The sequence below is a fragment of the Tumidithrix elongata BACA0141 genome, assembly GCF_036349135.1.
GTDB lineage: Bacteria > Cyanobacteriota > Cyanobacteriia > Pseudanabaenales > Pseudanabaenaceae > Tumidithrix > Tumidithrix elongata.
On sequence record NZ_JAZBJZ010000053.1, the window covers coordinates 1 to 19,996 of the forward strand.

At 45.3% G+C, this 19,996-nt stretch carries 18 protein-coding genes and 1 pseudogene; 8 read left to right on the top strand and 11 right to left on the bottom strand.

The window, feature by feature from the left end:
* The first annotated feature begins 147 nt into the window (after positions 1-147).
* Positions 148-984, top strand: coding sequence for a class I SAM-dependent methyltransferase (locus V2H45_RS13755; protein ID WP_408648782.1), 837 nt, complete (start codon positions 148-150; stop codon positions 982-984).
* 167 nt (positions 985-1,151) lie between these two features.
* On the opposite strand, the gene V2H45_RS13760 is transcribed toward V2H45_RS13755, so the two are convergent.
* From V2H45_RS13760 to V2H45_RS13775, 4 genes are all read right to left on the bottom strand, one after another.
* Positions 1,152-2,360 (bottom strand): ATP phosphoribosyltransferase regulatory subunit, encoded by a 1,209-nt coding sequence (locus V2H45_RS13760; RefSeq protein ID WP_330484219.1) that lies wholly within the window; start codon positions 2,358-2,360, stop codon positions 1,152-1,154.
* A gap of 73 nt (positions 2,361-2,433) precedes the next feature.
* Positions 2,434-3,618 carry a J domain-containing protein gene (locus V2H45_RS13765; protein WP_330484220.1) on the bottom strand — a complete coding sequence of 395 codons (1,185 nt, stop codon included), beginning with the start codon at positions 3,616-3,618 and terminating at the stop codon, positions 2,434-2,436.
* Positions 3,619-3,737: 119 nt separating this feature from the next.
* Positions 3,738-4,748: a DnaJ domain-containing protein gene (locus tag V2H45_RS13770; RefSeq protein ID WP_330484221.1), complete on the bottom strand. Its 1,011-nt coding sequence runs from the start codon at positions 4,746-4,748 to the stop codon at positions 3,738-3,740.
* A gap of 341 nt (positions 4,749-5,089) precedes the next feature.
* Positions 5,090-6,232 carry a J domain-containing protein gene (locus tag V2H45_RS13775; protein ID WP_330484222.1) on the bottom strand — a complete coding sequence of 381 codons (1,143 nt, stop codon included), beginning with the start codon at positions 6,230-6,232 and terminating at the stop codon, positions 5,090-5,092.
* A gap of 1,524 nt (positions 6,233-7,756) precedes the next feature.
* On the opposite strand from V2H45_RS13775, the gene V2H45_RS13780 reads away from it, so the two are divergent.
* From V2H45_RS13780 to V2H45_RS13805, 6 genes and pseudogenes are all read left to right on the top strand, one after another.
* The gene (locus tag V2H45_RS13780) at positions 7,757-9,187 is read left to right on the top strand and encodes a ribulose-bisphosphate carboxylase large subunit (protein WP_330484223.1); all 1,431 of its coding nucleotides are present in this window, start codon (positions 7,757-7,759) and stop codon (positions 9,185-9,187) included.
* A gap of 84 nt (positions 9,188-9,271) precedes the next feature.
* Positions 9,272-9,721: a chaperonin family protein RbcX gene (locus V2H45_RS13785; RefSeq protein ID WP_330484224.1), complete on the top strand. Its 450-nt coding sequence runs from the start codon at positions 9,272-9,274 to the stop codon at positions 9,719-9,721.
* 36 nt (positions 9,722-9,757) lie between these two features.
* A complete protein-coding gene (locus V2H45_RS13790) occupies positions 9,758-10,093 on the top strand; it encodes a ribulose bisphosphate carboxylase small subunit (RefSeq protein ID WP_330484225.1) in 336 nt (111 codons plus the stop codon).
* A gap of 124 nt (positions 10,094-10,217) precedes the next feature.
* Positions 10,218-10,829 (top strand): GNAT family N-acetyltransferase, encoded by a 612-nt coding sequence (locus tag V2H45_RS13795; protein ID WP_330484226.1) that lies wholly within the window; start codon positions 10,218-10,220, stop codon positions 10,827-10,829.
* A 58-nt stretch (positions 10,830-10,887) separates the two neighbouring features.
* Positions 10,888-11,289, top strand: coding sequence for a hypothetical protein (locus V2H45_RS13800; protein ID WP_330484227.1), 402 nt, complete (start codon positions 10,888-10,890; stop codon positions 11,287-11,289).
* Positions 11,290-11,354: 65 nt separating this feature from the next.
* Positions 11,355-11,828 (top strand): annotated as a pseudogene (locus V2H45_RS13805) (hypothetical protein); the annotation flags it as partial.
* Between the two features lie 199 nt (positions 11,829-12,027).
* Here V2H45_RS13805 and sbcD read toward each other — a convergent pair.
* From sbcD to secD, 5 genes are read right to left on the bottom strand one after another with little or no spacing between them, the layout of a single operon-like run.
* Positions 12,028-13,329, bottom strand: a complete 1,302-nt coding sequence (gene sbcD / locus V2H45_RS13810; RefSeq protein ID WP_330484229.1) for an exonuclease subunit SbcD — start codon at positions 13,327-13,329, stop codon at positions 12,028-12,030.
* Positions 13,330-13,370: 41 nt separating this feature from the next.
* Positions 13,371-13,976 (bottom strand): Uma2 family endonuclease, encoded by a 606-nt coding sequence (locus tag V2H45_RS13815; protein WP_330484230.1) that lies wholly within the window; start codon positions 13,974-13,976, stop codon positions 13,371-13,373.
* Positions 13,977-13,986: 10 nt separating this feature from the next.
* Positions 13,987-14,391, bottom strand: coding sequence for a hypothetical protein (locus tag V2H45_RS13820; protein WP_330484231.1), 405 nt, complete (start codon positions 14,389-14,391; stop codon positions 13,987-13,989).
* 7 nt (positions 14,392-14,398) lie between these two features.
* Entirely contained in the window at positions 14,399-15,391 is a 993-nt protein-coding gene (secF, locus tag V2H45_RS13825; protein WP_330484232.1) for a protein translocase subunit SecF, read from the bottom strand.
* A 60-nt stretch (positions 15,392-15,451) separates the two neighbouring features.
* The gene (secD, locus tag V2H45_RS13830; protein WP_330484233.1) at positions 15,452-16,969 is read right to left on the bottom strand and encodes a protein translocase subunit SecD; all 1,518 of its coding nucleotides are present in this window, start codon (positions 16,967-16,969) and stop codon (positions 15,452-15,454) included.
* 238 nt (positions 16,970-17,207) lie between these two features.
* On the opposite strand from secD, the gene thrC reads away from it, so the two are divergent.
* The gene (thrC, locus tag V2H45_RS13835) at positions 17,208-18,329 is read left to right on the top strand and encodes a threonine synthase (protein WP_408648783.1); all 1,122 of its coding nucleotides are present in this window, start codon (positions 17,208-17,210) and stop codon (positions 18,327-18,329) included.
* 12 nt (positions 18,330-18,341) lie between these two features.
* Here thrC and V2H45_RS13840 read toward each other — a convergent pair whose 3' ends face one another.
* Entirely contained in the window at positions 18,342-19,049 is a 708-nt protein-coding gene (locus V2H45_RS13840) for an L-threonylcarbamoyladenylate synthase (protein WP_330484235.1), read from the bottom strand.
* Between the two features lie 204 nt (positions 19,050-19,253).
* Positions 19,254-19,964, bottom strand: a complete 711-nt coding sequence (rpiA, locus tag V2H45_RS13845; protein ID WP_330484236.1) for a ribose-5-phosphate isomerase RpiA — start codon at positions 19,962-19,964, stop codon at positions 19,254-19,256.
* Positions 19,965-19,996 lie beyond the last annotated feature (32 nt).

Here is a 19,996-nt window from a genome sequence, read left to right on the forward strand (position 1 = left end):
AGTTTGTGCCAAGCACCTGCTGCCTTTTTTTCTTTTTTTAGTCCAAAGTCCAGTAAGATCTCTACCAATGCTAATGTAACCAACTAGCCGCTTACGCATAAGCGGCTAGTTGGTTTGCTAAAGCTGAAATGGGTGAAAACTACGTAAATGACTATTAAATTTACCGCGCACAACATTCGTCTTGATGATGGTACTTTCACAAAACCCGAGCTTGGATTCACAATGGAGTCACATCCATGGTTCGTTTCTTCGAGACGAGTTCTAGAGACCGTTTTCCCGGGGGACAAGAGACACCTTCGGCTAGCTGACCTTGGGTGTTTGGAAGGAGGTTTTGCTGTCGAATTCGCTCGTATGGGATTTCAAGTCTTGGGAATTGATGTTCGCGATACAAATATCAAAGCGTGCGATTACGTTAAGCTGAGAACTAGTCTACCAAACTTAACTTTTGTAAAAGACAACGTGTTAAATATTGCGGAATATGGCATGTTCGATGCCATATTCTGTTGTGGACTCCTGTATCACCTAGATCAACCTAAAGCTTTCCTTGAAACAGTTTCATCGGTAACGACAAAATTATTGATTCTACAGACACACTTTTCAACGGATACTGTTTATTCACGGTTACCATTCCCCCTCTGGATACGAAAGGTTTTGGGAAAGGCAGCCAAGAACCAAGACGGCAAATTTGCACTGTCAAGCATGAGTATCAACGAAGGTTTGCCTGGTCGATGGTTTACAGAATTCAAAGATGACAAATCGTTTAGCAGGCGAGAAGAGCTTAACTGGTCTTCTTGGGACAACCGTCGTGCTTTCTGGATTCAACGGGAATACCTACTTCAGCTAATACAAGATATTGGCTTTGATTGCGTATTTGAGCAGTTTGACAGCTTGGGATCAAATATTGCAGAAAGCATGCTACAGGGGTACTACCAAGCGGAGACGAGAGGAACCTTTATTGGTATCAGGACTCATACAAAGTTGTAATCAGGGATTTGCCATAAATTAGAGTCTCAACGTTGGCTGAGTGGATGTCAGTAAGCGATGCCGAACTGAGTCAAAGCCAATGTTGAGCTTATCGATAAAATATTTTTGCGCAAGTCCCTAATTCATACAAAGTTTGACTATCAGCCTGTTTGAGCTTGGATTCAAGATTACAGCTTTTCCAACGCGATCGCTTCACCATCGCGCACCCAAGCAATTTGTTTGATCCCCCGCGATCGGGCATAGTCTCGTATAAGTTGTTCTGAGCGAAATGCTAACTCTAGCTCTACAGATGGGCGTTCCGCAGAGGTGCGTAACTGGTCTGCATGAACAAAAGCGAGATGCGTTGCCTGTGGGGTACAGGGAACCACTAAATAGTCTGTGGTTTGGGTGCTTTGAGGCAAGGTTGTCAGTAAAACTTGGTGCAGATCTTCCAGATTCAAGCAAAAGCCGATACTGGGGTATGTGATTCCTTGGGGATGATAGACCCCTAATAAGCGATCGTAGCGCCCACCTTGAGCGATTACATGGTTCTCACAAACTACTTCAAACACAATGCCTGTGTAATAGTCAAACGTTTGAACTAAGCTCAGATCTAAAACCAGCGCATTTGCAAAACCAGCAGATTCTAACAAATCGACCAAAGATTTAACGTGGTTGATTGCGTTGCTTAACTCTGATGCCCAGGCAAAGGTAGACAGCCTCGCTAAAACTGCTTGGGGACGACCGCGCAGGTCAATCAATTGCAAAGCCCTTTCTTTAACCGCATCTGGAATCTCTAGGTTCTCTAGCTGAATCCGATCTAAATGAGCTAAGCAGTGACGGATTTTTTCACGATATTGCGATGGGAATGTCTCAATTAGCGTCCCAGTTAGTCCAGCATCTCCTAGAATCACCTGCCAATTGGTCAGTTCAACCTGCTTGAGACACTCAGCTAAGAGCAACAAAATCTCACCGTCAGCCAGTAAGCCTGCGCCACCCAGTAACTCCACACCTGATTGGTAATACTCTTGCAGACTCGCCAATAATGGTGAGCCTGACTCACTTTTGCGACGAAAGACATTGGCACTGTAATAGAGCCTTTGGGGGCAATTTGTGACTTCTCTACTTAAACGGGCAGCATAGGCACGGGCGATCGATGCGGTGAGTTCGGGTCTGAGTCCCAAAACATCCATCCCACTACCATAGAGTTGAATTACGGACTCTGGCTGTACAGTACCGCCTGCTGTCAATGTCTCTAGTCGTTCGAGGGTTGGTGTGATGATTCTCTGATAACCCCATGATTGAAATACGTTTTGCAAACGACTCTCAATCCACCGCTTTTGAGCGACATCTAGCGGCAATAAATCTTTGGCTCCGATCGGAAGCTGATGCACCATGTGTTTTTGTTACGCTTTACACAAGAATCCTAGATCGATTTCGCCACCAATTGATTCTTCAAGCTAAGGATCTTTACTTGCGATCTTTTCGATCGGGCGTACGCAGACCTAACAATCCAAAAAACCAACCTTTTGGGGCGTCGGCTTTTTTAGGCTCAGTTTTAGAGTTTGTCGTACTGCCTTTATTCAGGCTACTCATATACTGTAAGGCTAAAGGCTCTTTGGGGTTCAACTTCAGTGCTTGCTGAAAGCTAACCTTTGCCATGCTGGGTTGGTTGATATTTTTATAGACAACCCCTAACATTGCCATACATTTACTATCTTGGTTATTAAGCTGAATGGCGATGCGAAGTTCCCGCAGTGCCTGCAACCATTGCTTTTGGCTCATATATTCTTCTGCCATAGCCACACGGGTCGCAAAACTTACATCAGACTGTGGATTTAGCGGAAATTGTTCTCGCGACTGAATAAAAGTTTCGTCTTGATTGGATGCTGGTTGAGGGGGAGGACTGTAAGTTCGGCTCAGGTTTTGGTTATAGGTAGATTGTTTCGTCTGAGCGTTAGCTGGTGGTTTGGCTTGGGAAATCTGTGAAGTTGTTTTCTCTTTTGCAGGTGGCTTGATAGGGGAGGTTTGAACGATCGTTTCATCGCCCGTTTGAAAGATTGTTTGATCGTCGTCGCTATTACTGCTATCACTAACTCGATTTTTAGGGTTGGCGTAGGTTAGAACGCTAGAAAAGTCTGGATCGCTGAACCGATAACCCTCTCTGTACAAAATATAAACTAGATTAAGCTCGCTCAACTGAGCAGTATATTCCAAGATTTTGTCTAGGGATTTGTACTGACGATCGGCAACGGCAAAAACAAATTTTTCGTAGGCTGCTTCGTTGGGATTAAGCAACAATTGTTTCGCGATCGCAGATTTTATGCCAATATTACGAACTTTTTGCATGAGACGCTTTGCCAACAGTTTAAAGATGGCTCGGTAAGCTTCTCGTTCTCTTTCCTGCATGAGTATGTCATAGGCAGGATTCACCATTTTTGCTAGGTACTGCGTGGCAATTTCTTTTTCTTGCAGAGGGCGACCATAAACGTCAGGATGCAAAATCTTGGCGATGTCTATATACATATGGCGGATTAGGTTAACGTCCGCTGTAATGGGAACGCCCAAAGCCGCATAGTAGTCATGATTAAACTGACTAATCCCTCGATCAATCCGAATAACGATTGGCGAGCTTGCCAGTTGCCCTTCTGTCATGACCAAAAGCTGTTAACAACGATTTACATATCCTAACCCTAAAATTCTAGAAACAATAGCGTGATTTGTTTGAGGTATGTACAGGTATTTTGTGTGATTTCAGGAATTTTTTCTACTACTTACGAGCCGCCTCCAAGCCAACCAAAGAAACCACCTTTCTGTGGCTTTTGTGCTTTGGCGTCGGCGTCTTTGGCCAGGTTAAGTTGTTTGAGATATTGCAATGCTAGCGGCTCTTGTGGGTTAAGTTTAAGTGCCTGCTGAAAACTGACTTTTGCCATGCTGTTTAAGTTTTGCTTTACATACACCAGACCGAGCAAGGCGTGACACTTACTGGAGCTTGGGTCAAGCTGTAGAACAGCCCGCAATTCTTTGAGTGCAAAAGCCCATTGCTTTTGCTCGATATATTGTTCTGCTAGATGAATTTGGCTTTTCGCTTGACTGCTATTGCTACTTTGACTATTTCCTGATGCTTTCACTTCAGGCTCTGAAGAACGATAGGAAGAAGTAGGTGGCTTATAAGCGGAATGTTGGAAAGAATTGGTTTTAAGAACCGAACTATCGCTAGTAGAAGAGGTTGAGGTTTTGATCGAGCTACCTACAGTCGGACTGCTAACAGCAATGATTGGTGAAGCAAAGGGTTTATACCCAGATTGAGCTAAAACATAGACAAGGTTTAATTCGCTCAGTTGCCCAGTATAGTCTAGGGCTTTATCGAGAGATTGATACTGCATCTCAGCAAGCGATCGCACAGCTTTCTCATAGTTCAGATCGTTTGGGGCAGTAGCGAGCAAACGCGCAACATCTGACTGTGGTTCTAGCCCCTCACCTCTTTTCATCAACCGTTTGGCAATAAGCTTTAGTAGCGCTTGATATTCAACGCGTTCGCGCTCTTGCATGAGCGTGTTATAGGCAGGACTGACTAATTTAGCGAGGTAAGTGCAAGCGCGATCGCTTTCCTGTGGCGACTTTCCATAGACATCAGGATGTAAGATTTTGGCAATATTGAAATAACGCTTACGGATTTGAGAAGCCTCCGCATGAACGGGTAAACCCAGTACTGCATAGTGATCGCCTGAGCTATATTTACCAATTCCTAAATTAACCTTAAAAGCCAGTGATTGGTTTACCATGGCGAACTTCCTATCTATCTAAAAGTATTTTGAATATTTTGATGCGAGTAGATATATCTTAAGTGAAGTTTCAGTTTATTTACACTAGATGAATCTATTACAGAGCTTTGTTAGTAAAATTGCAACCCCTATGGGTTATATAAAAGTTACCCACAACCTGCTCACAAGTTACACAAAAATTACCGAAAATATGGATTCTAAGTGAAGCAATTCCCGAACCTGAAGATTCCTGCCGTTCTGTGGCGAAGAGGAAGAATAGCGGGAAATCTACGAGATGCATGCTTGAACCTCCTAGAATAGGTAGTGTCAGCGAAAGTCCATTGCTATGCGTTTAGTTGTTGCTACTGTCCACCCAGCCAGCCAAAAAAACCACCTTTTTTATTTGAATCTTTCTTGTTTGTATTGGCATTTGCCTGCGTTGTAGATTGTGAAGATGAATCTTTGCTACCTAACTGACTCATATACTTGAGCGCGATCGGTTCTTGCGGGTTTAACTTGAGTGCTTGCTGAAAACTAACTTTTGCCATGCCAGCAAGCTTTTGATTTACATAAACTACACCCAAGAGCGCATGACATTTACTATTGTTACAATCAATTTGGATAGCACTACGAAGCTCTTTTAAAGCAGAAGACCATTCTTTTTGGGCAATAAAGAGTTCAGCTTGTCTAATATTCTGTTGAATTGAACTGCTTCCACTATTCGATGCTGCGTCTGCTGTATCTTGGCTAGCACGGTACTGCGAAGAATTAGATTGAGATGCTCCAGTTGGTCGTGACTGGGTTGAACCTGATTGTGTTGACTTAGACTGAGTGAAGCTAGTCGTATTGCCTGTATTTGGGTAGCTTGCGTTTGTACCGCTAGTCTGACGATAGCTAGAGCCACTACTACTAGAACTAGAGGTGTAGTTTTTAGATGTGTAGCTAGGTGGCTGAATTGTCGTTGTGTCTCCATTCATTGAAGAAGATTTAGCTACTTCTTCGGAAGTAAAGGGTTTGTACCCTTCTTGGAGTAAGACATAAACTAGGTTGAGTTCGCTGAGCTGGGCTGTATATTCTAAGATTTTATCGAGCTGCTCGTATTGAATTTTGGCAATATCTTGTACTGCCTGCTCGTAACTAGAAACATTCGAGATCTGCAAGAGTTTTTTAGCAACCTCAGACTGTGGAACAAACTTTTGGTTGCGTTTCATCAATCGCTTTGCTAGTAACTTGAGAATCGCTGAATATTCTGTGCGCTCGCGCTCTTGATTTAAAACGTTGTAGGCAGGGTTGACCAGTTTAGATAAATATTGACCTGCAATTACTTTTTCGTCGGGCGATCGCCCAAAAATGTCAGGATGTAGGTTTTTGGCGATGGTTAAATAGCGTTTACGCACCAACCCAGCGGTTGCCGTAACAGGGAGCCCCAAAACAGCATAGTAGTCATTAAAATCATATTGACCAATACCGCGATCGATGCGGAATGTTTTGGGCTGTTGCACCATCTGTTTCTGTGCCTTGAAATTTAGAACAAGATACTTTAACTTACCCGCCAAGGCTTAGGCTTCGATCTCAACACCTCAGAGATTTCACCAAGATTTGGAAACCACTAAATTATGTTGCGAGAAATTTTAGTTGGGCATATTTTTACCACATCCTACCGCAAATTCTAATTTTATTAGTATTGTTAGCCACACAAACTTAACAGAGCTGCTTCACCATTGATGAATTTGGGTGATGAGTTTTGACAGGAGCAATGCTGTGCGATCGTAAGCAAAATTTAAGTAGAAGAAGAATGAAGGAATTGCAGAATATTTGTGAAGATCTAACTTGAGGTCTGACAGTACGATTTGAGAATAAGGATGCGTGGGTGTGAGGATACCTCCCTTAAATCATACAGAATGGAATATTGGCAAGTGGAAGAAAGAAAAGAGAAGCGAAGAACTGACGAAAACGGGAGGAATCATAATTAAGGGAAAGGCTTTTGCCTGACCTTTGACGAGATTGTGACATTTTGCCCATACTCTTCCTGACTATGAGAGCTTCACATGTATAGAAAGCTACTCAGTCTTAGGCAGATTTCGTTGCTCAAGAATACATAGACTTTTGACTATGCATTCTTGTCTATTCATTAGACTTCTTCCTTTCTCCATGTGCAATGAACAAAGTGTGGTAGGCGATTAATTCTGTTAGCAAGAATGGCACAATTTCTCAAACCCAAGAAATTGCAATGTTACTTATATTTAAGATTAGTTGTACTTACTAACAAAATATTAAACCTCTTTAACAACTGTTTGTTCAGTTCTGTTTATGTGACATATAAATTATTTCATTGCCTCATTTTTGTACAAATAAACCTTCCTAAAATGCCAATTTGTAGGTAAATCTACTTAGAATTTCTTTAGGGTCTAGTAGACCTCAAATACATTAGTGTCCTTTCTGGGTAAAGATTTCAGGTGATTGGATATGTCGGATCGCTCTATGGAATTTCGTCATAATCTCTTGTCAATTTAGCCAAAGAATTCGCAAAGATAACTAACGTAACGATCGCTCATTCTATGTTTAAATTAAAAGCATCGATCAGAATTTAATTGGTTCCCTTACTTACTAGGATCAACCTGTACAAGTTCTATCCATCGGCTCGGATTTAGAAAATCTGATTGGTTGGTTAAAACAGACTGGTAAAATCAGACTTAAAATTTAGCAAATGGTTTTGTTTGCTCAAAATACAGTTCAAGATGCAGTAGTTCAAGACACAAGTATGGTGGTGAGTCAGGGTAGCAAATTGCAAAACTACTCAAATCACACGGCCTTATGGATGCCTTGCTGACCTTAGATAACTTGAAAGTCTTTTAAAAGACTATAGAGATCTGCTTAGTCTTAAAAGCTGTCAGTGCAAATCTAAAAAAATTACACCAAACCAGAAATAAAAATCTAAATTCGACCTATCACTTGCTTGTGTCAGTGCTGCCTAAGGCTGCCCAAGTTTTACAAAGCCATTGTTTATCTAACCTCTTAAGGAGACCCAAATGTCTTACTCGCAAACACAAACTCAGTCTAAATCTGGGTACCAAGCGGGCGTTCAAGATTACAAATTAAAGTACTATACTCCCGATTACACCCCCAGAGATACAGATATTCTGGCAGCATTCCGCTTCAGTCCTCAGCCAGGCGTGCCTCCTGAAGAAGCTGCAGCAGCTGTTGCCGCAGAATCTTCGACAGGTACTTGGACAACTGTATGGACAGATTTGTTGACCGACCTCGATCGCTACAAAGGTCGTTGCTATGATGTGGAATCCGTTCCCAACGAAGACAACCAATTTATCGCTTACATCGCTTATCCTCTCGACTTGTTCGAAGAAGGCTCTGTAACCAACCTATTGACTTCATTGGTGGGTAACGTATTTGGTTTCAAAGCCCTACGTTCTTTGCGTTTAGAAGATATTCGCGTTCCCATTGCTTACCTCAAGACGTTCGAAGGACCTCCTCACGGGATTCAAGTTGAGCGCGACAAGTTAAACAAATACGGTCGTCCTCTCCTCGGTTGCACGATCAAACCAAAGCTCGGTTTGTCTGCAAAGAACTACGGTCGTGCCGTGTATGAGTGCTTGCGTGGCGGTCTAGACTTCACCAAAGACGACGAAAACATCAACTCTCAGCCTTTCATGCGCTGGCGCGATCGTTTCCTCTTCGTTCAAGAAGCGATCGAAAAGGCACAGGCTGAAACCGGTGAAGTTAAAGGTCACTACCTCAACGTTACCGCTCCTACCTGCGAACAAATGCTCGAACGTGCTGATTTTGCGAAAGAAATCGGCACACCGATCATCATGCATGACTTCCTAACCGGTGGTTTTACTGCTAACACAACCCTCTCGAAGTGGTGCCGTCGTAACGGTGTATTGCTTCACATTCACCGTGCTATGCACGCTGTTATCGACCGTCAAAAAACTCACGGGATTCACTTCCGCGTACTTGCTAAGTGCCTACGTATGTCTGGTGGCGACCACCTACACTCTGGTACGGTTGTGGGTAAACTCGAAGGTGAAAAGGAAATCACCATGGGCTTTGTTGACCTCATGCGTGAAGATCATATCGAGCAAGATCGCTCTCGTGGTATCTACTTTACCCAAGACTGGGCTTCTATGCCTGGTACGATGCCTGTGGCTTCGGGTGGTATCCACGTATGGCACATGCCAGCACTCGTTGCCATCTTTGGTGATGACTCCTGCTTGCAGTTTGGTGGTGGCACACTAGGTCACCCATGGGGTGCAGCTCCTGGTGCAGCAGCTAACCGCGTTGCTTTGGAAGCTTGTATCCAAGCACGTAACGAAGGTCGTAACCTATGGCGTGAAGGTGGAGATGTTCTCCGCGAAGCTGGCCGTTGGTCACCTGAGTTGGCTGTAGCTCTAGAACTCTGGAAAGAGATCAAGTTTGAATTTGAAGCAATGGATACCCTCTAATCGATGGGCTTAGGTTAGGGTCTGTTAGTATAAATACTTATTTTATCAATAGCCCTAACCTTTCACTCTTGGTCGATCAAGCCTATGAATATCAAGCGCACTACCAAGTCCACAGCGAGTATGCTCATAAACTATCTGACCTATGAAGCTGTGAAGACGGTTTCTGAGCAGTTGCAAGAAACAGATTTGTTAAAAGCTCACTGGTTCAACCAATTCTCATCGCGCGAGAAAATTCAAAATGGCGATCTCTACATTCAAGAATTGCTTGAAGTTCACCAAGAGTTAGCTTTTCGAGTGATGACCGTTAGAGAACATCTCGCCAATGAAATTTTAGATTTCTTGCCTGAGATGACTCGAACGGGGATCCAACAATCAAATATGCAGCATCGGTGTCAGCACCTCGAACGCATCATGAGCGTTCAGGCGACCCAGGGGTATGCGGAATGCGAGGATCTAGCAACTAATTTAGATAGCGATTCAACCAGCGATTCCAATGAAGAGTTAGATTCTGATAGCGATCGCACAACCACCTAATTTCGTTCTATTCATCACTGTAATCACGAGAAAATAATGCAAACTTTACCTAAAGAGCGTCGTTACGAAACGCTTTCCTACTTGCCACCCTTGAGCGATGCTCAAATCACTCGTCAGATCGAGTACTCCCTCAAGCAAGGTTTCTACCCAGCGATCGAGTTTAACGAAAACTCTGACCCTGCTGTCCACTACTGGACTCTGTGGAAGCTGCCTATGTTTAACGCCAAAACTCCTCAAGAAGTTTTAAGCGAAGTTCAAGCTTGCCGTTCTAGCTATCCTGGTAGCTACATCCGTGTTGTTGGTTTTGACAACATCAAGCAGTGCCAAGTATTGAGCTTTATCGTGCACAAGCCTAACACTCCTCGCTACTAATGCTAACTGTGCGCTGACTTTAACGTAGCTGCACGATCTGTAAATTGTTAATCTTGGGAAAAATTAGAGGTAGCGTGGTTCATGCCATGCTGCCTTTAGTTTTTATTTGATAAATTTCTGATACGTGATAGCACAAGACGTGAATATTCCTGAAGACTTAGAAATCGGGTTGGGGTTGCCAGAGCCTTTGCGGGCTGAAGCAGCCGAGATGTTTTACGAGGCATTTGGTCAAAAAATTCAGCCGTTGTTTGGCTCTAAAGAAAGTGCTGTAGCTATTTTTCGCAAAGCGATCGACCCCGAGCTGACGATGGTGGCGCTTTGTCAAGATCGATTTGTGGGGCTGGCAGGCTTGCGCTATGATGATCGCAGCTTTTTACAGTTTAATCTCTCTATTTTTACCGAAGAATTAGGGACGATCAAAGGAACGCTCAGTTTCTTTCTATATACCTCGTTTAAGCATCGCGTCAGACAGGGTGAGTTGTTTCTAGACGCACTCATCGTTAAAGATTCAGCTCGTGGGCAGGGCATTGGCACATTTTTGTTGCAAGAGATTTTTGAATTTGCCCGACAGAACCAGTTCGATCGGATTAGACTCGATGTTGCTGCTGCCAACTCTAGTGCCCGCAGGTTATACGAACGTATGGGCTTTACCTGTTTTAAAACTCGTAGCTATCTTTATTTGCAGCGAATTGTTGGTGCTACAGCGATCGGCATGATGCAAAAGCAAATGAATTGATATAATTGCTCTCACTCATAGATCCACCTGACTCTACATAAAATTTGGCGGATAAGTTATGAACTTTATCAAGAAAATACCCGCACTCTCTGTATTGTTGCTATTAGTTAGCTATGCAGCATTTGGTTGGTTGCTTTCGATTCATGGTGCAGACTGGCGCATTTGGATTGGATCGGGGTCTCTTGCTTTCGCTACGGCATGGATTTTGGCGATCGCTTGGGCTTTGGCAGCGATTCTCCTTGTTTTTCTCAAGCAGACGCAGATCCTTTTTTTGTCAATCGGAATTTCCGTGGTGTGGGCGATGTTGATGTATGTGGCACGGGTCGAGTTGCAAGCCTTTACCAACAATAAAGTTGTCAGCTTTTTTACCTTGGCAATCTTATCGGCGCTTGGTTTGGGACTGGGCTGGTTTGCCGATTTATCCTTAATCCACAGCTTTGGGGCTTCGATGATTAAGTGAAAATCTCGCCCAAAAATTGTTAAGATCCTTACGCATCAAAGTAATTCACGCATAGCGGTTTCAAAATGGTTCAATATACGCTCGCTCAAAGTCCTGAAGTTATTCTCACTGTTTCTGGTAGGGACTCTCTTAAAGCCCGCGAAAAAGCGATGGCGCAACTGATTGAACTCATGGATGAGGGAAAGTTAGACACAGATTTGGCTGATGGGTTTAGTCCTCAGCAATTTATTGAAGTAAAGGAGCCAGCCATGACAGTCACCAGCGATCAAGATGATGCCGTAACGCAAGCTGTACAGTTGTTAAACAACTTGGCTACGCTCAAAATTAAGGTACAAGAGCTTCGCACTGAAGCAATGAAGATCCGCGCCCAAGTCGATATTCTATTTAGTGATGCCCCCGTCAGCGAAGAGGAAATCAACAGCCTCAAAGAAGGCTTTAAGGTTTTAAAGAATTTTGCCCAATTTAATTTGCGTTATTTGGATGCGCGATCGCAGGCAGAGCAAGCTCGTATCGTTCTCGACCAAGCACTAAATGGTTCTCTTGCCGAACCTGCACCCACCAAGGTAGAGCCCTCAAACCCTGAAGCGCTTCCTCAAGCAGAAGTAGAGCTACCCGATGCTGTTGATGAGACACCCGCACAGTCCACTGACACTGAAGTTGAGACTGTCTCTGAAAAAGCAACTGGAAAAGCGAAAAAGTAGTTTTTGCTTGAATCGTATCTAGTTCTAAAGCCCAACGCTAAAACATGGTTAGTTGCTGGGTAGGGATCTCCTGAGTTTTAGACAACTCGGGAGCATTCTCATCTGCCCCATCCATTTCCCCGCCAACTTCTCCTAGAAGTTCTCTGGCTGCAATCAGTAGATCGACTTCGCAGTTTTTTAAATCTTCGCGCGTACTGAGGTAGGCTCTGAGTGCGGCGATCGGGTCGAGGGCTTCAACCGTGTTTAACTCAGCCGCACGGGTACGCGTTGATTGGTTAATGACTTCGGGGGCGATCGCGTAGTTATGGGCAGGGGCTAATGCTTGATGCAATTCCCGATCGTCAATTTGGCTCAACTGTTCGGGTTTGGCTTGGTAGATCAGCCGCACCACGGCATCGGTGATTTGACTGGTGGCGATCGCTTTCAGCAAAAGAGCTTGCGGTTTTTCGCTGTCAGTAACATCGATCTCTATCGTCCGAAATGGTCGTGCGGGTAAGGGACAAAACTCAAACTTGGTTTCTCCCTTGTCTACTTCGAGCCAGCAATATCCTTTTTCTTCTTTTTCTTCGCCAAAGTCTACGCGCTCAATGCTGCCCGGATAAACCACTAAAGGATGTTGGCAAAGCACTTGATGGCGATGGACATGTCCTAGGGCAACATAGTCAAAGGCATCTTTTGCCAATAAAGAGAGCGGAATTGTAAATCCTTTTCCTGCTGCTAGAAACCGCTCTGAGCCATAGGTAGCCGAGTCAACCATCAGATGCGCCAAGAGAATTGTCGGTAGCTTGGGATCGAGTTGGCGAATTTCGGCTTCTAAAACTACCGTGAGGCGATCGATTAGTAACTTCCCAACTTCAGTCATTGATAACCCGTCTGTTTCTTGACGGGTGAGTAACGCCGATCGCGTCAACCAAGGCAGCGTAATAATTTGAATTGCTCCTGCCTCTGTGGAGATGAGATGGGTCTCAATGCGATCGCCGACGATAAACCCCGGCACTGCCAAACTTCGATAAATCGCCAGACTCGCGCCTCCCTGTCCTTGCGAATGCTGATCGTGGTTTCCCACCAACAACACTGTAGGAATGTTGGCATCGGCAAGACGCCGAAACTGCCTTGCGAATGCCTGCTGCACGAGCGGCGGCGGCGTAGCATCTGGAAAAGCATCCCCACCAAATAAGACCAAATCCGCAGGTTCGTGAATGGCGCGATCGATGCAGAGGGTTAAGGCTTTGACAAAATCCTCAAAGCGCGTATTTAGTCCCGTCTTGGGATTTACCCGCCCATGGGTCGTACTTCCCAGATGGATATCTGATAAATGCAGAACCTTGATCGCAGCCATCGTTTATTTCCCAATTACGTACAATACCTCAATCCAAATTTTTAGAATGAGAGGGGTTGAAAAAGACTACTAATAGGGTACGAAAAACCAGGAATAACATCTTCACCATCCAGTGAATCTACCGATTTGAGCAAGCGATCGGGTTCTTGAGCGGAACGGTAGACCATCACGTAGTGCTGTGTTGGACTAACCACCCAAACTAGGCGCGAACCATTCTCAAAATATTCTCTGATTTTGTCATCAATTTCTTCAACGGTATTGCTAGGAGACAGCACTTCAACAGCAAGATCGGGTGCACCTTCTAAGAAACCAGAGGGTAGCTCTGTCATACCTTGTAGACGTGCTTTGGCAAAAAAAGCAATGTCAGGAGAGCGTTTATTACCATTTTTCATTTTGAACGCGGTGCTGGAATCAAACATGGCTCCAAGATATTGCAGTCGAACATACCCACCTAACAAAATCATCAGTGTGCTGCAAATATAGCCGTGTAATGCGCCAGAGTTTCCCATGTCAATCAATTCTCCGTTCACAATTTCATAGCGATGTCCATCATCGGGAAGTGCCATGAATGCTTCATCAGTCCAGACTTTTTTTTCGGGAACTTCAATTTCTAAGGTTTCTATGGATTGCTGAATTAGAGTAGACATGTGATTCTCCTTACTTAGCTTTATCCTTACATACCCAACGCCAGAGGGGGTGAGCTTTGCCTTGCTGCTGAATTTTTTGCACCTGTCGGATCAGCGATCGCTTCTCGCGTTTACTAATTCCCCAAAGAATTTGCGAGCTTTGCCAAACTAACGTCGCGAGGGTCATGGCAACGCAAAAAGTTATCCCTAAAAAAGCTAAACGATGGGATTGCATACTAGAGCGTACTGCCGCCCAAGTGAAATATTCAATCCAGATGGCAATATCAAAACGTAGGCTCCAAATACTTGCGGCTCCAATTGTCAGCCATAAGCATAGGTTAAATAGCCATCGTCCCCAAGTTTGGACGTCAATAAGCCGTTCGACTTGAGATTCAATTTGGCGTTCTAAAATTTCTTGCTCATCTTCAAACTGCATGAGTTCGTTATACAGCGTTCGTGCCTACGCTAGGAGTCTGATTGGTTTTGTTATTGCGATTGCGCCACCATGCCAATAAGATACTGGCGTTAAAAATGCTGGAATAGGCTCCAGAGAGGAATCCGATAATTAAAGCAAGCGAGAAGTACTTGAGGGTCGCACCGCCAAAGATAAAGATCGCGATGAGCGGCAGCGTTGCCGTCAAGGTTGTATTGATCGAACGCGCTAAAGTTTGATTTACGGATAGGTTAACTAGATCGTTAAAGTCATGGTCTCTGCCTTGGATTTTGAGATTTTCGCGGATGCGGTCGTAGATAATTACGGTGTCATTGACCGAGAAGCCGCAAACGGTCAGCATTGCCACGATAAACAAGCTATCGACTTCCACACCCATGGTTAAGCCCAGAATAGAAAAAATACCCACGGTGACAAAAATATCGTGGAACAAGGCAATCACGGCAAAAATGGCATAGTCTGCCTGAAAACGAAATCCTAGGTAGATAGCGATTCCTAGGAAAGAGATTCCCAGTGCCTGCAAGCCAGAGGTGAGAAGCTGATTGCCGATCGCGGGCCCCACTCTTTCAATCTGCGATTTTTTAGGATCGATCTGCCCAAATCCTTTTAGGATGCTTTCTAGTAGGGTTTGTAATTCTGTCCGCTTTTCGACTTCTAGATCGCCCGTTTGCACGATCACGCCACGACCGTTATCGAGTTGCTGCACAACGCTATTGGTATAGCCTTTCGCTGCGATCGCTTGGCGCACAGCCACAATGTCAACCAGCTTGCTACAGGTATTTGCTGCTGGATTCCCCGCAGGTTTCGTGGTATCGCCACAATCTAACTCAAGGGTGAGTCGCGTCCCCCCCGTAAAGTCAATGGCTGGGCGCAAAGGTAACCCGATCTGTTGCCAAGAGACAAACATGGCAATGATACCCGCCAAGATAAACAATCCTGACAGAGAGAGATACAGGCGACTATGTTTAATTACGTCTAATTTCATCGATAACCTCTTGCATTGATAACCGCAGAAATACCCTCAGAGCTAATCTCAGAGTCAATCTTAAAGCGTTGCACCTTTTGTTTTGTCATTTGCCGAGCGATCGCTCTCGTCGGCTGCATCATTTTCGACAGCTTCGGATGGAACTGTGATTTCGGCTTGGGCGGAACTAACACCATAATTATTGGGCTTACCGATCGCTCTCACGCCATAAAAACTCGGCTTCCGCAGATTCGGATAGGTAATCACGGTTAGTAGAAGCGATCGGCTACAGGTTACTGCTGTAAATAAACTCACCGCTACGCCTAACCCTAACGTCACAGCAAATCCCTTAACTAGACCAGAGCCGAGCCAAAACAGGGCTACACAAGAGATAATCGTGGTGACGTGACCATCCAAAATACTTGCCCAAGCGCGATTAAATCCAGCCTCTACGGATTTGTATAAGCTCCGCCCCGATCGCAGCTCTTCCCGAATCCGCTCGAAAATTAAGACGTTGGCATCGACAGCAATCCCAATACTGAGAATGAAGCCAGCAATACCAGGTAAAGTGAGGACTACGCCTAAAACACTAAATGCAGCGTAGGTAATCACGGCATAGACCAACAGAGCCACATCTGCCACAACCCCTAGCAATTTGTAGTAGGCAACCATAAACACCAGCACCAAAACTAGTCCAGCAACACCCGCATAGATACTGCTTTGGACGCTGTCTGCACCTAATGTGGCGCCAACCGTGCGGTTCTCCACGAGTTTCACAGGTACGGGTAAAGCTCCCGCTCGTAGTTGAAGCGCCAGTTCAGTCGCTCCTTCTAGATTTTTACTTCCAGTAATCACAGCATGGTTGCCTGTGATACCTTTACCTTGAAATTCAACGCCCACGCTAGGGTAGCTAATCAGTTCGTCATCTAAAAAGATTCCCAAGCTTCTACCTGTGCCACCCAATTCACCCGTTGTCTTGGCAAACAAATCGCCGCCTTTATCATCGAAAGTGAGGGCAACGTCCCAAGCACCTTGAGATTGACCTGTGACTGCGCCAGCATCCTTCAGATATTGTCCCGTCAAGCCTGTGCGATCGAATAGACCTCTAATGGCTTCTTTATTCCGCTTAATCGCCGCTTCATTCTCAGCGATCTCAGCTTGATCGGCGCTAGCTTTGAGATATTGTTGCTTGATCTGCAAATCTTTTTGGACTGTCAGCTCTGCCCGAAACTGTCCTTCAGTACCTTGTCGTTGCTTGCGAAAATCTAATTGGGCGGTTTTGCCGAGCACCCGTTCTGCTTGAGCTGGATTGTCAACGCCCGGTAGCTGCACAGACAACTGGGTTTCACCACTGACTACAATGGTGGCCTCGGCGACACCTAAACCATTAATGCGCTGCTCCACCACGTATTTAGCGGCTTCCATGATCCGTGGTGTAATTTTAGGAATTCCCTCCTCTGGCTTTGGCTCTGCTTGGAGCGTGAGTTGAGCACCTCCACGCAGATCGAGCCCTAACTTAGGGGGATGCGAACCGATCCAATAGATTGCGCCGATCACGAGCGCCAAAACTAGGGCAAGCAGGCGACTTTGTTTACCCATATGCGGTTAAACCAAACTGTTAGCTATAGACATTTTTCAGACATCTGCCATCATAGCTTACTCAGCTCTAGCATTATTAAGTCGGAGCGATTATTCCCAAAGCTTTGCTTGTCGCCGACCATGAAAAAGTGATTAATTTTTCAAGATTAATTTTTCGATTCTGAGAATGTAATGGGTTGGCGTTAAACTAGCATTAGCAATTCATTAACTGTTTTATCTAAACATCAGCGTGATTTCTATTCGTCCCGACCTTCATCCTGCTCCTAGCTCTCTCCCACATGGCGCTCCCCATCATGGCTGGCCTGGTTTGATCCACCGTTACGCCGACTATTTGCCCGTAACCGAAAAAACCCCAGTTGTGACCTTGCATGAGGGCAATACGCCTCTGATCCCAGCGATCGCGCTGAGTGCAAAGATTAGTTCCCAAACGGGTCGTCAAGTTAAGGTGCTGCTAAAGTTTGATGGGCTTAACCCCACAGGCAGCTTTAAGGATCGGGGCATGACGATGGCGATTTCTAAGGCCAAAGAAGCGGGTGCTAAAGCCGTAATTTGTGCCAGCACGGGAAATACCTCAGCGGCGGCAGCAGCCTATGCCAAACGCGGCGGACTCAAGGCATTTGTACTGATTCCCGATGGCAAAATCGCGCTAGGAAAACTCAGCCAAGCTTTAATCTATGGTGCAGAAGTGATTGCTGTGGAAGGTAATTTCGATCAAGCGCTCACGATCGTTCGACAAATGGCGGATCACTACCCGATTACCTTGGTTAACTCGCTCAACCCTTACCGTCTAGAAGGACAGAAAACAGCGGCGTTTGAGGTTGTAGAGGTTTTAGGCGATGCCCCCGACTGGTTGTGCATCCCCATGGGAAATGCGGGTAATATTTCTGCTTACTGGATGGGGTTCAACCAGTATCACGCGATCGGCAAGGCCAAAAAACTGCCCCGTATGATGGGATTTCAGTCTTCAGGAGCTGCACCTCTGGTGACGGGTGAAGTGTTCGAGCATCCTGAAACGATCGCTTCGGCAATCAGAATTGGTAACCCTGCCAACTGGGACAAAGCCAATGCTGTGCGCACTGAGAGTGGTGGGGAATTTCACAGCATTACCGATACTGAAATTCTTGAAGCCTATACATTTCTCGCTGCCGAAGAAGGTGTTTTCTGCGAACCTGCCAGTGCTGCCTCTGTGGCAGGGTTGCTAAAAGTAAGCGACCAAATCCCCAACGGCGCTACGGTTGTGTGCGTGCTGACGGGCAATGGGTTAAAAGATCCTGACAATGCGATCGCCAATGCCAGTGCCAAATTTCATCAAGGCGTAGCACCCGAACTTGCCAGCGTTGCCAAAGTAATGGGCTTTTAGGATTTAAACCCCTTAGGCTTCAAGGAAAGGAACCTGTCCTAAACCTTGTCGTACAATCCTTGGTCGATCTTCAGTCAAGTCTACGATCGTCGAAACTTGATAGCTAGGTTCTGAGCCATCATCGATGATGATATCGACCAACTTGTCAAAGCGATCGAATAGCTCGGCTTGGGGCAATTCGCAAGCATTTTTAGATTTATTCGATTTATTCGATTTAAATTTACCGAAACTTGGAATGTCCTCTGAGTCTTCAAAATCTTCTTCGCTGCTATCTTCGCTCAAATTTGCTGATGTAGAAATGATCGGGTTGGCGATCGCTTCAATCAGTAACTGAGACACCAGATGATCGGGGACGCGAATGCCTGTAGTTTTGCGTTTGGGATCCATGACGAGGCGTGGTACTAACTTGGTGGCTGGCAAAATAAATGTATAGGCTCCGGGTACTAAACTTTTCATGATGCGGTACGAAGCATCACTGACCAGAGCATATTGAGCGATATTCGATAGGGAAGAGCACAAAAACGTTAATGGCTTGTTGTTTGAGAGTTGCTTAATCTGTCGCACCCTTTGCACGGCAGACTTAGAGGTCATGTCGCAACCGATCGCATAAACCGTATCTGTGGGGTAAAGCATCACAGCCCCCTGCTGTAGCGCAGACTTGATTTGCTCGATCGTGCGCGATTGAGGCGAACTCGGATGTAATTTGTAAATCGTAGCCATATAAAAAAATCTTAAAACTCTAGGCTACAGAAGATCGCGATCGTTACGCAAATTTGGTTGCGGATTCAATAACATGATTTCGGAGCAATGATTTTGGCATAATGATTTCGGCACAATGCAAGTCAACTTGTTGTAATCAAAGGGTTCGATCCCCCTGCCCTATCGGGCATCCCCCTTACAAAAGGGGGACAAGACAAATTCTCCTTAGAATTCCCGAATGATGGGATTGCCGTCTTTAAACTCGCCTACCAAAATCAAATCGGCGACACCCACAAATAAGCCATTTTCTAGCACCCCAGGGATGTTGTTCAGCGTTTTTTCTAGCTCAGCAGCATCAGGAATGTTGTCAAAGGTGACATCCAAAACCATATTGCCCTGATCGGTAATTACGGGGCCGTCTTTTTTAATCCCCATCCGCAATTCGGGCTTACCACCCAGCTTTTCTACGGCTCTGGTGACAGGAGCGATCGCCATCGGTAGTACTTCTACAGGAACGGCAAAGGTAGAGCCGAGCTTGTCCACCAACTTGGATTCATCAACCACGACAATAAACAATCCTGCTAGAGAATCGATCACTTTTTCGCGGGTATGGGCAGCACCACCACCTTTGATCAAGGTTTTTGCAGGGTCAACTTCATCTGCGCCATCGATCGCGATATCAATGCGATCGACATCATCTAACGTTCTCAGGGGGATGCCATATTTTTTCCCTAATACCGAGGCTTGAAACGATGTGGGGATGCCGACAATATCCTTTAACTCGCCCCCAGCCAGCCTTGCTCCTAACTCAGCGATCGCAAAGGCTGTGGTTGAGCCAGTACCAAGTCCAACGACCATTCCAGACTTGACTCGTCGTGCCGCCGCAATGCCGACCTCTTGTTTTAGTTGCTTAATTGCCTCAGGGGAGATTGTCATACGTTATCCTAAACACAGCATTCTCGATCCTA

Excerpts from the sequence above, each read along its gene's own strand:
- V2H45_RS13820 (WP_330484231.1), bottom strand. The coding sequence starts at position 14,391 with ATGCAGTTTGAAGATGAGCAAGAAATTTTAGAACGCCAAATTGAATCT.
- V2H45_RS13840 (WP_330484235.1), bottom strand. The coding sequence starts at position 19,049 with ATGGCTACGATTTACAAATTACATCCGAGTTCGCCTCAATCGCGCACG.
- secF (WP_330484232.1), bottom strand. The coding sequence starts at position 15,391 with ATGAAATTAGACGTAATTAAACATAGTCGCCTGTATCTCTCTCTGTCA.
- V2H45_RS13755 (WP_408648782.1), top strand. The coding sequence starts at position 148 with ATGACTATTAAATTTACCGCGCACAACATTCGTCTTGATGATGGTACT.
- rpiA (WP_330484236.1), bottom strand. The coding sequence starts at position 19,964 with ATGACAATCTCCCCTGAGGCAATTAAGCAACTAAAACAAGAGGTCGGC.
- V2H45_RS13770 (WP_330484221.1), bottom strand. The coding sequence starts at position 4,748 with ATGGTAAACCAATCACTGGCTTTTAAGGTTAATTTAGGAATTGGTAAA.
- V2H45_RS13780 (WP_330484223.1), top strand. The coding sequence starts at position 7,757 with ATGTCTTACTCGCAAACACAAACTCAGTCTAAATCTGGGTACCAAGCG.
- V2H45_RS13815 (WP_330484230.1), bottom strand. The coding sequence starts at position 13,976 with ATGTCTACTCTAATTCAGCAATCCATAGAAACCTTAGAAATTGAAGTT.
- V2H45_RS13800 (WP_330484227.1), top strand. The coding sequence starts at position 10,888 with ATGAACTTTATCAAGAAAATACCCGCACTCTCTGTATTGTTGCTATTA.
- secD (WP_330484233.1), bottom strand. The coding sequence starts at position 16,969 with ATGGGTAAACAAAGTCGCCTGCTTGCCCTAGTTTTGGCGCTCGTGATC.
- sbcD (WP_330484229.1), bottom strand. The coding sequence starts at position 13,329 with ATGGCTGCGATCAAGGTTCTGCATTTATCAGATATCCATCTGGGAAGT.
- V2H45_RS13785 (WP_330484224.1), top strand. The coding sequence starts at position 9,272 with ATGAATATCAAGCGCACTACCAAGTCCACAGCGAGTATGCTCATAAAC.
- V2H45_RS13775 (WP_330484222.1), bottom strand. The coding sequence starts at position 6,232 with ATGGTGCAACAGCCCAAAACATTCCGCATCGATCGCGGTATTGGTCAA.
- V2H45_RS13760 (WP_330484219.1), bottom strand. The coding sequence starts at position 2,360 with ATGGTGCATCAGCTTCCGATCGGAGCCAAAGATTTATTGCCGCTAGAT.
- V2H45_RS13765 (WP_330484220.1), bottom strand. The coding sequence starts at position 3,618 with ATGACAGAAGGGCAACTGGCAAGCTCGCCAATCGTTATTCGGATTGAT.
- V2H45_RS13790 (WP_330484225.1), top strand. The coding sequence starts at position 9,758 with ATGCAAACTTTACCTAAAGAGCGTCGTTACGAAACGCTTTCCTACTTG.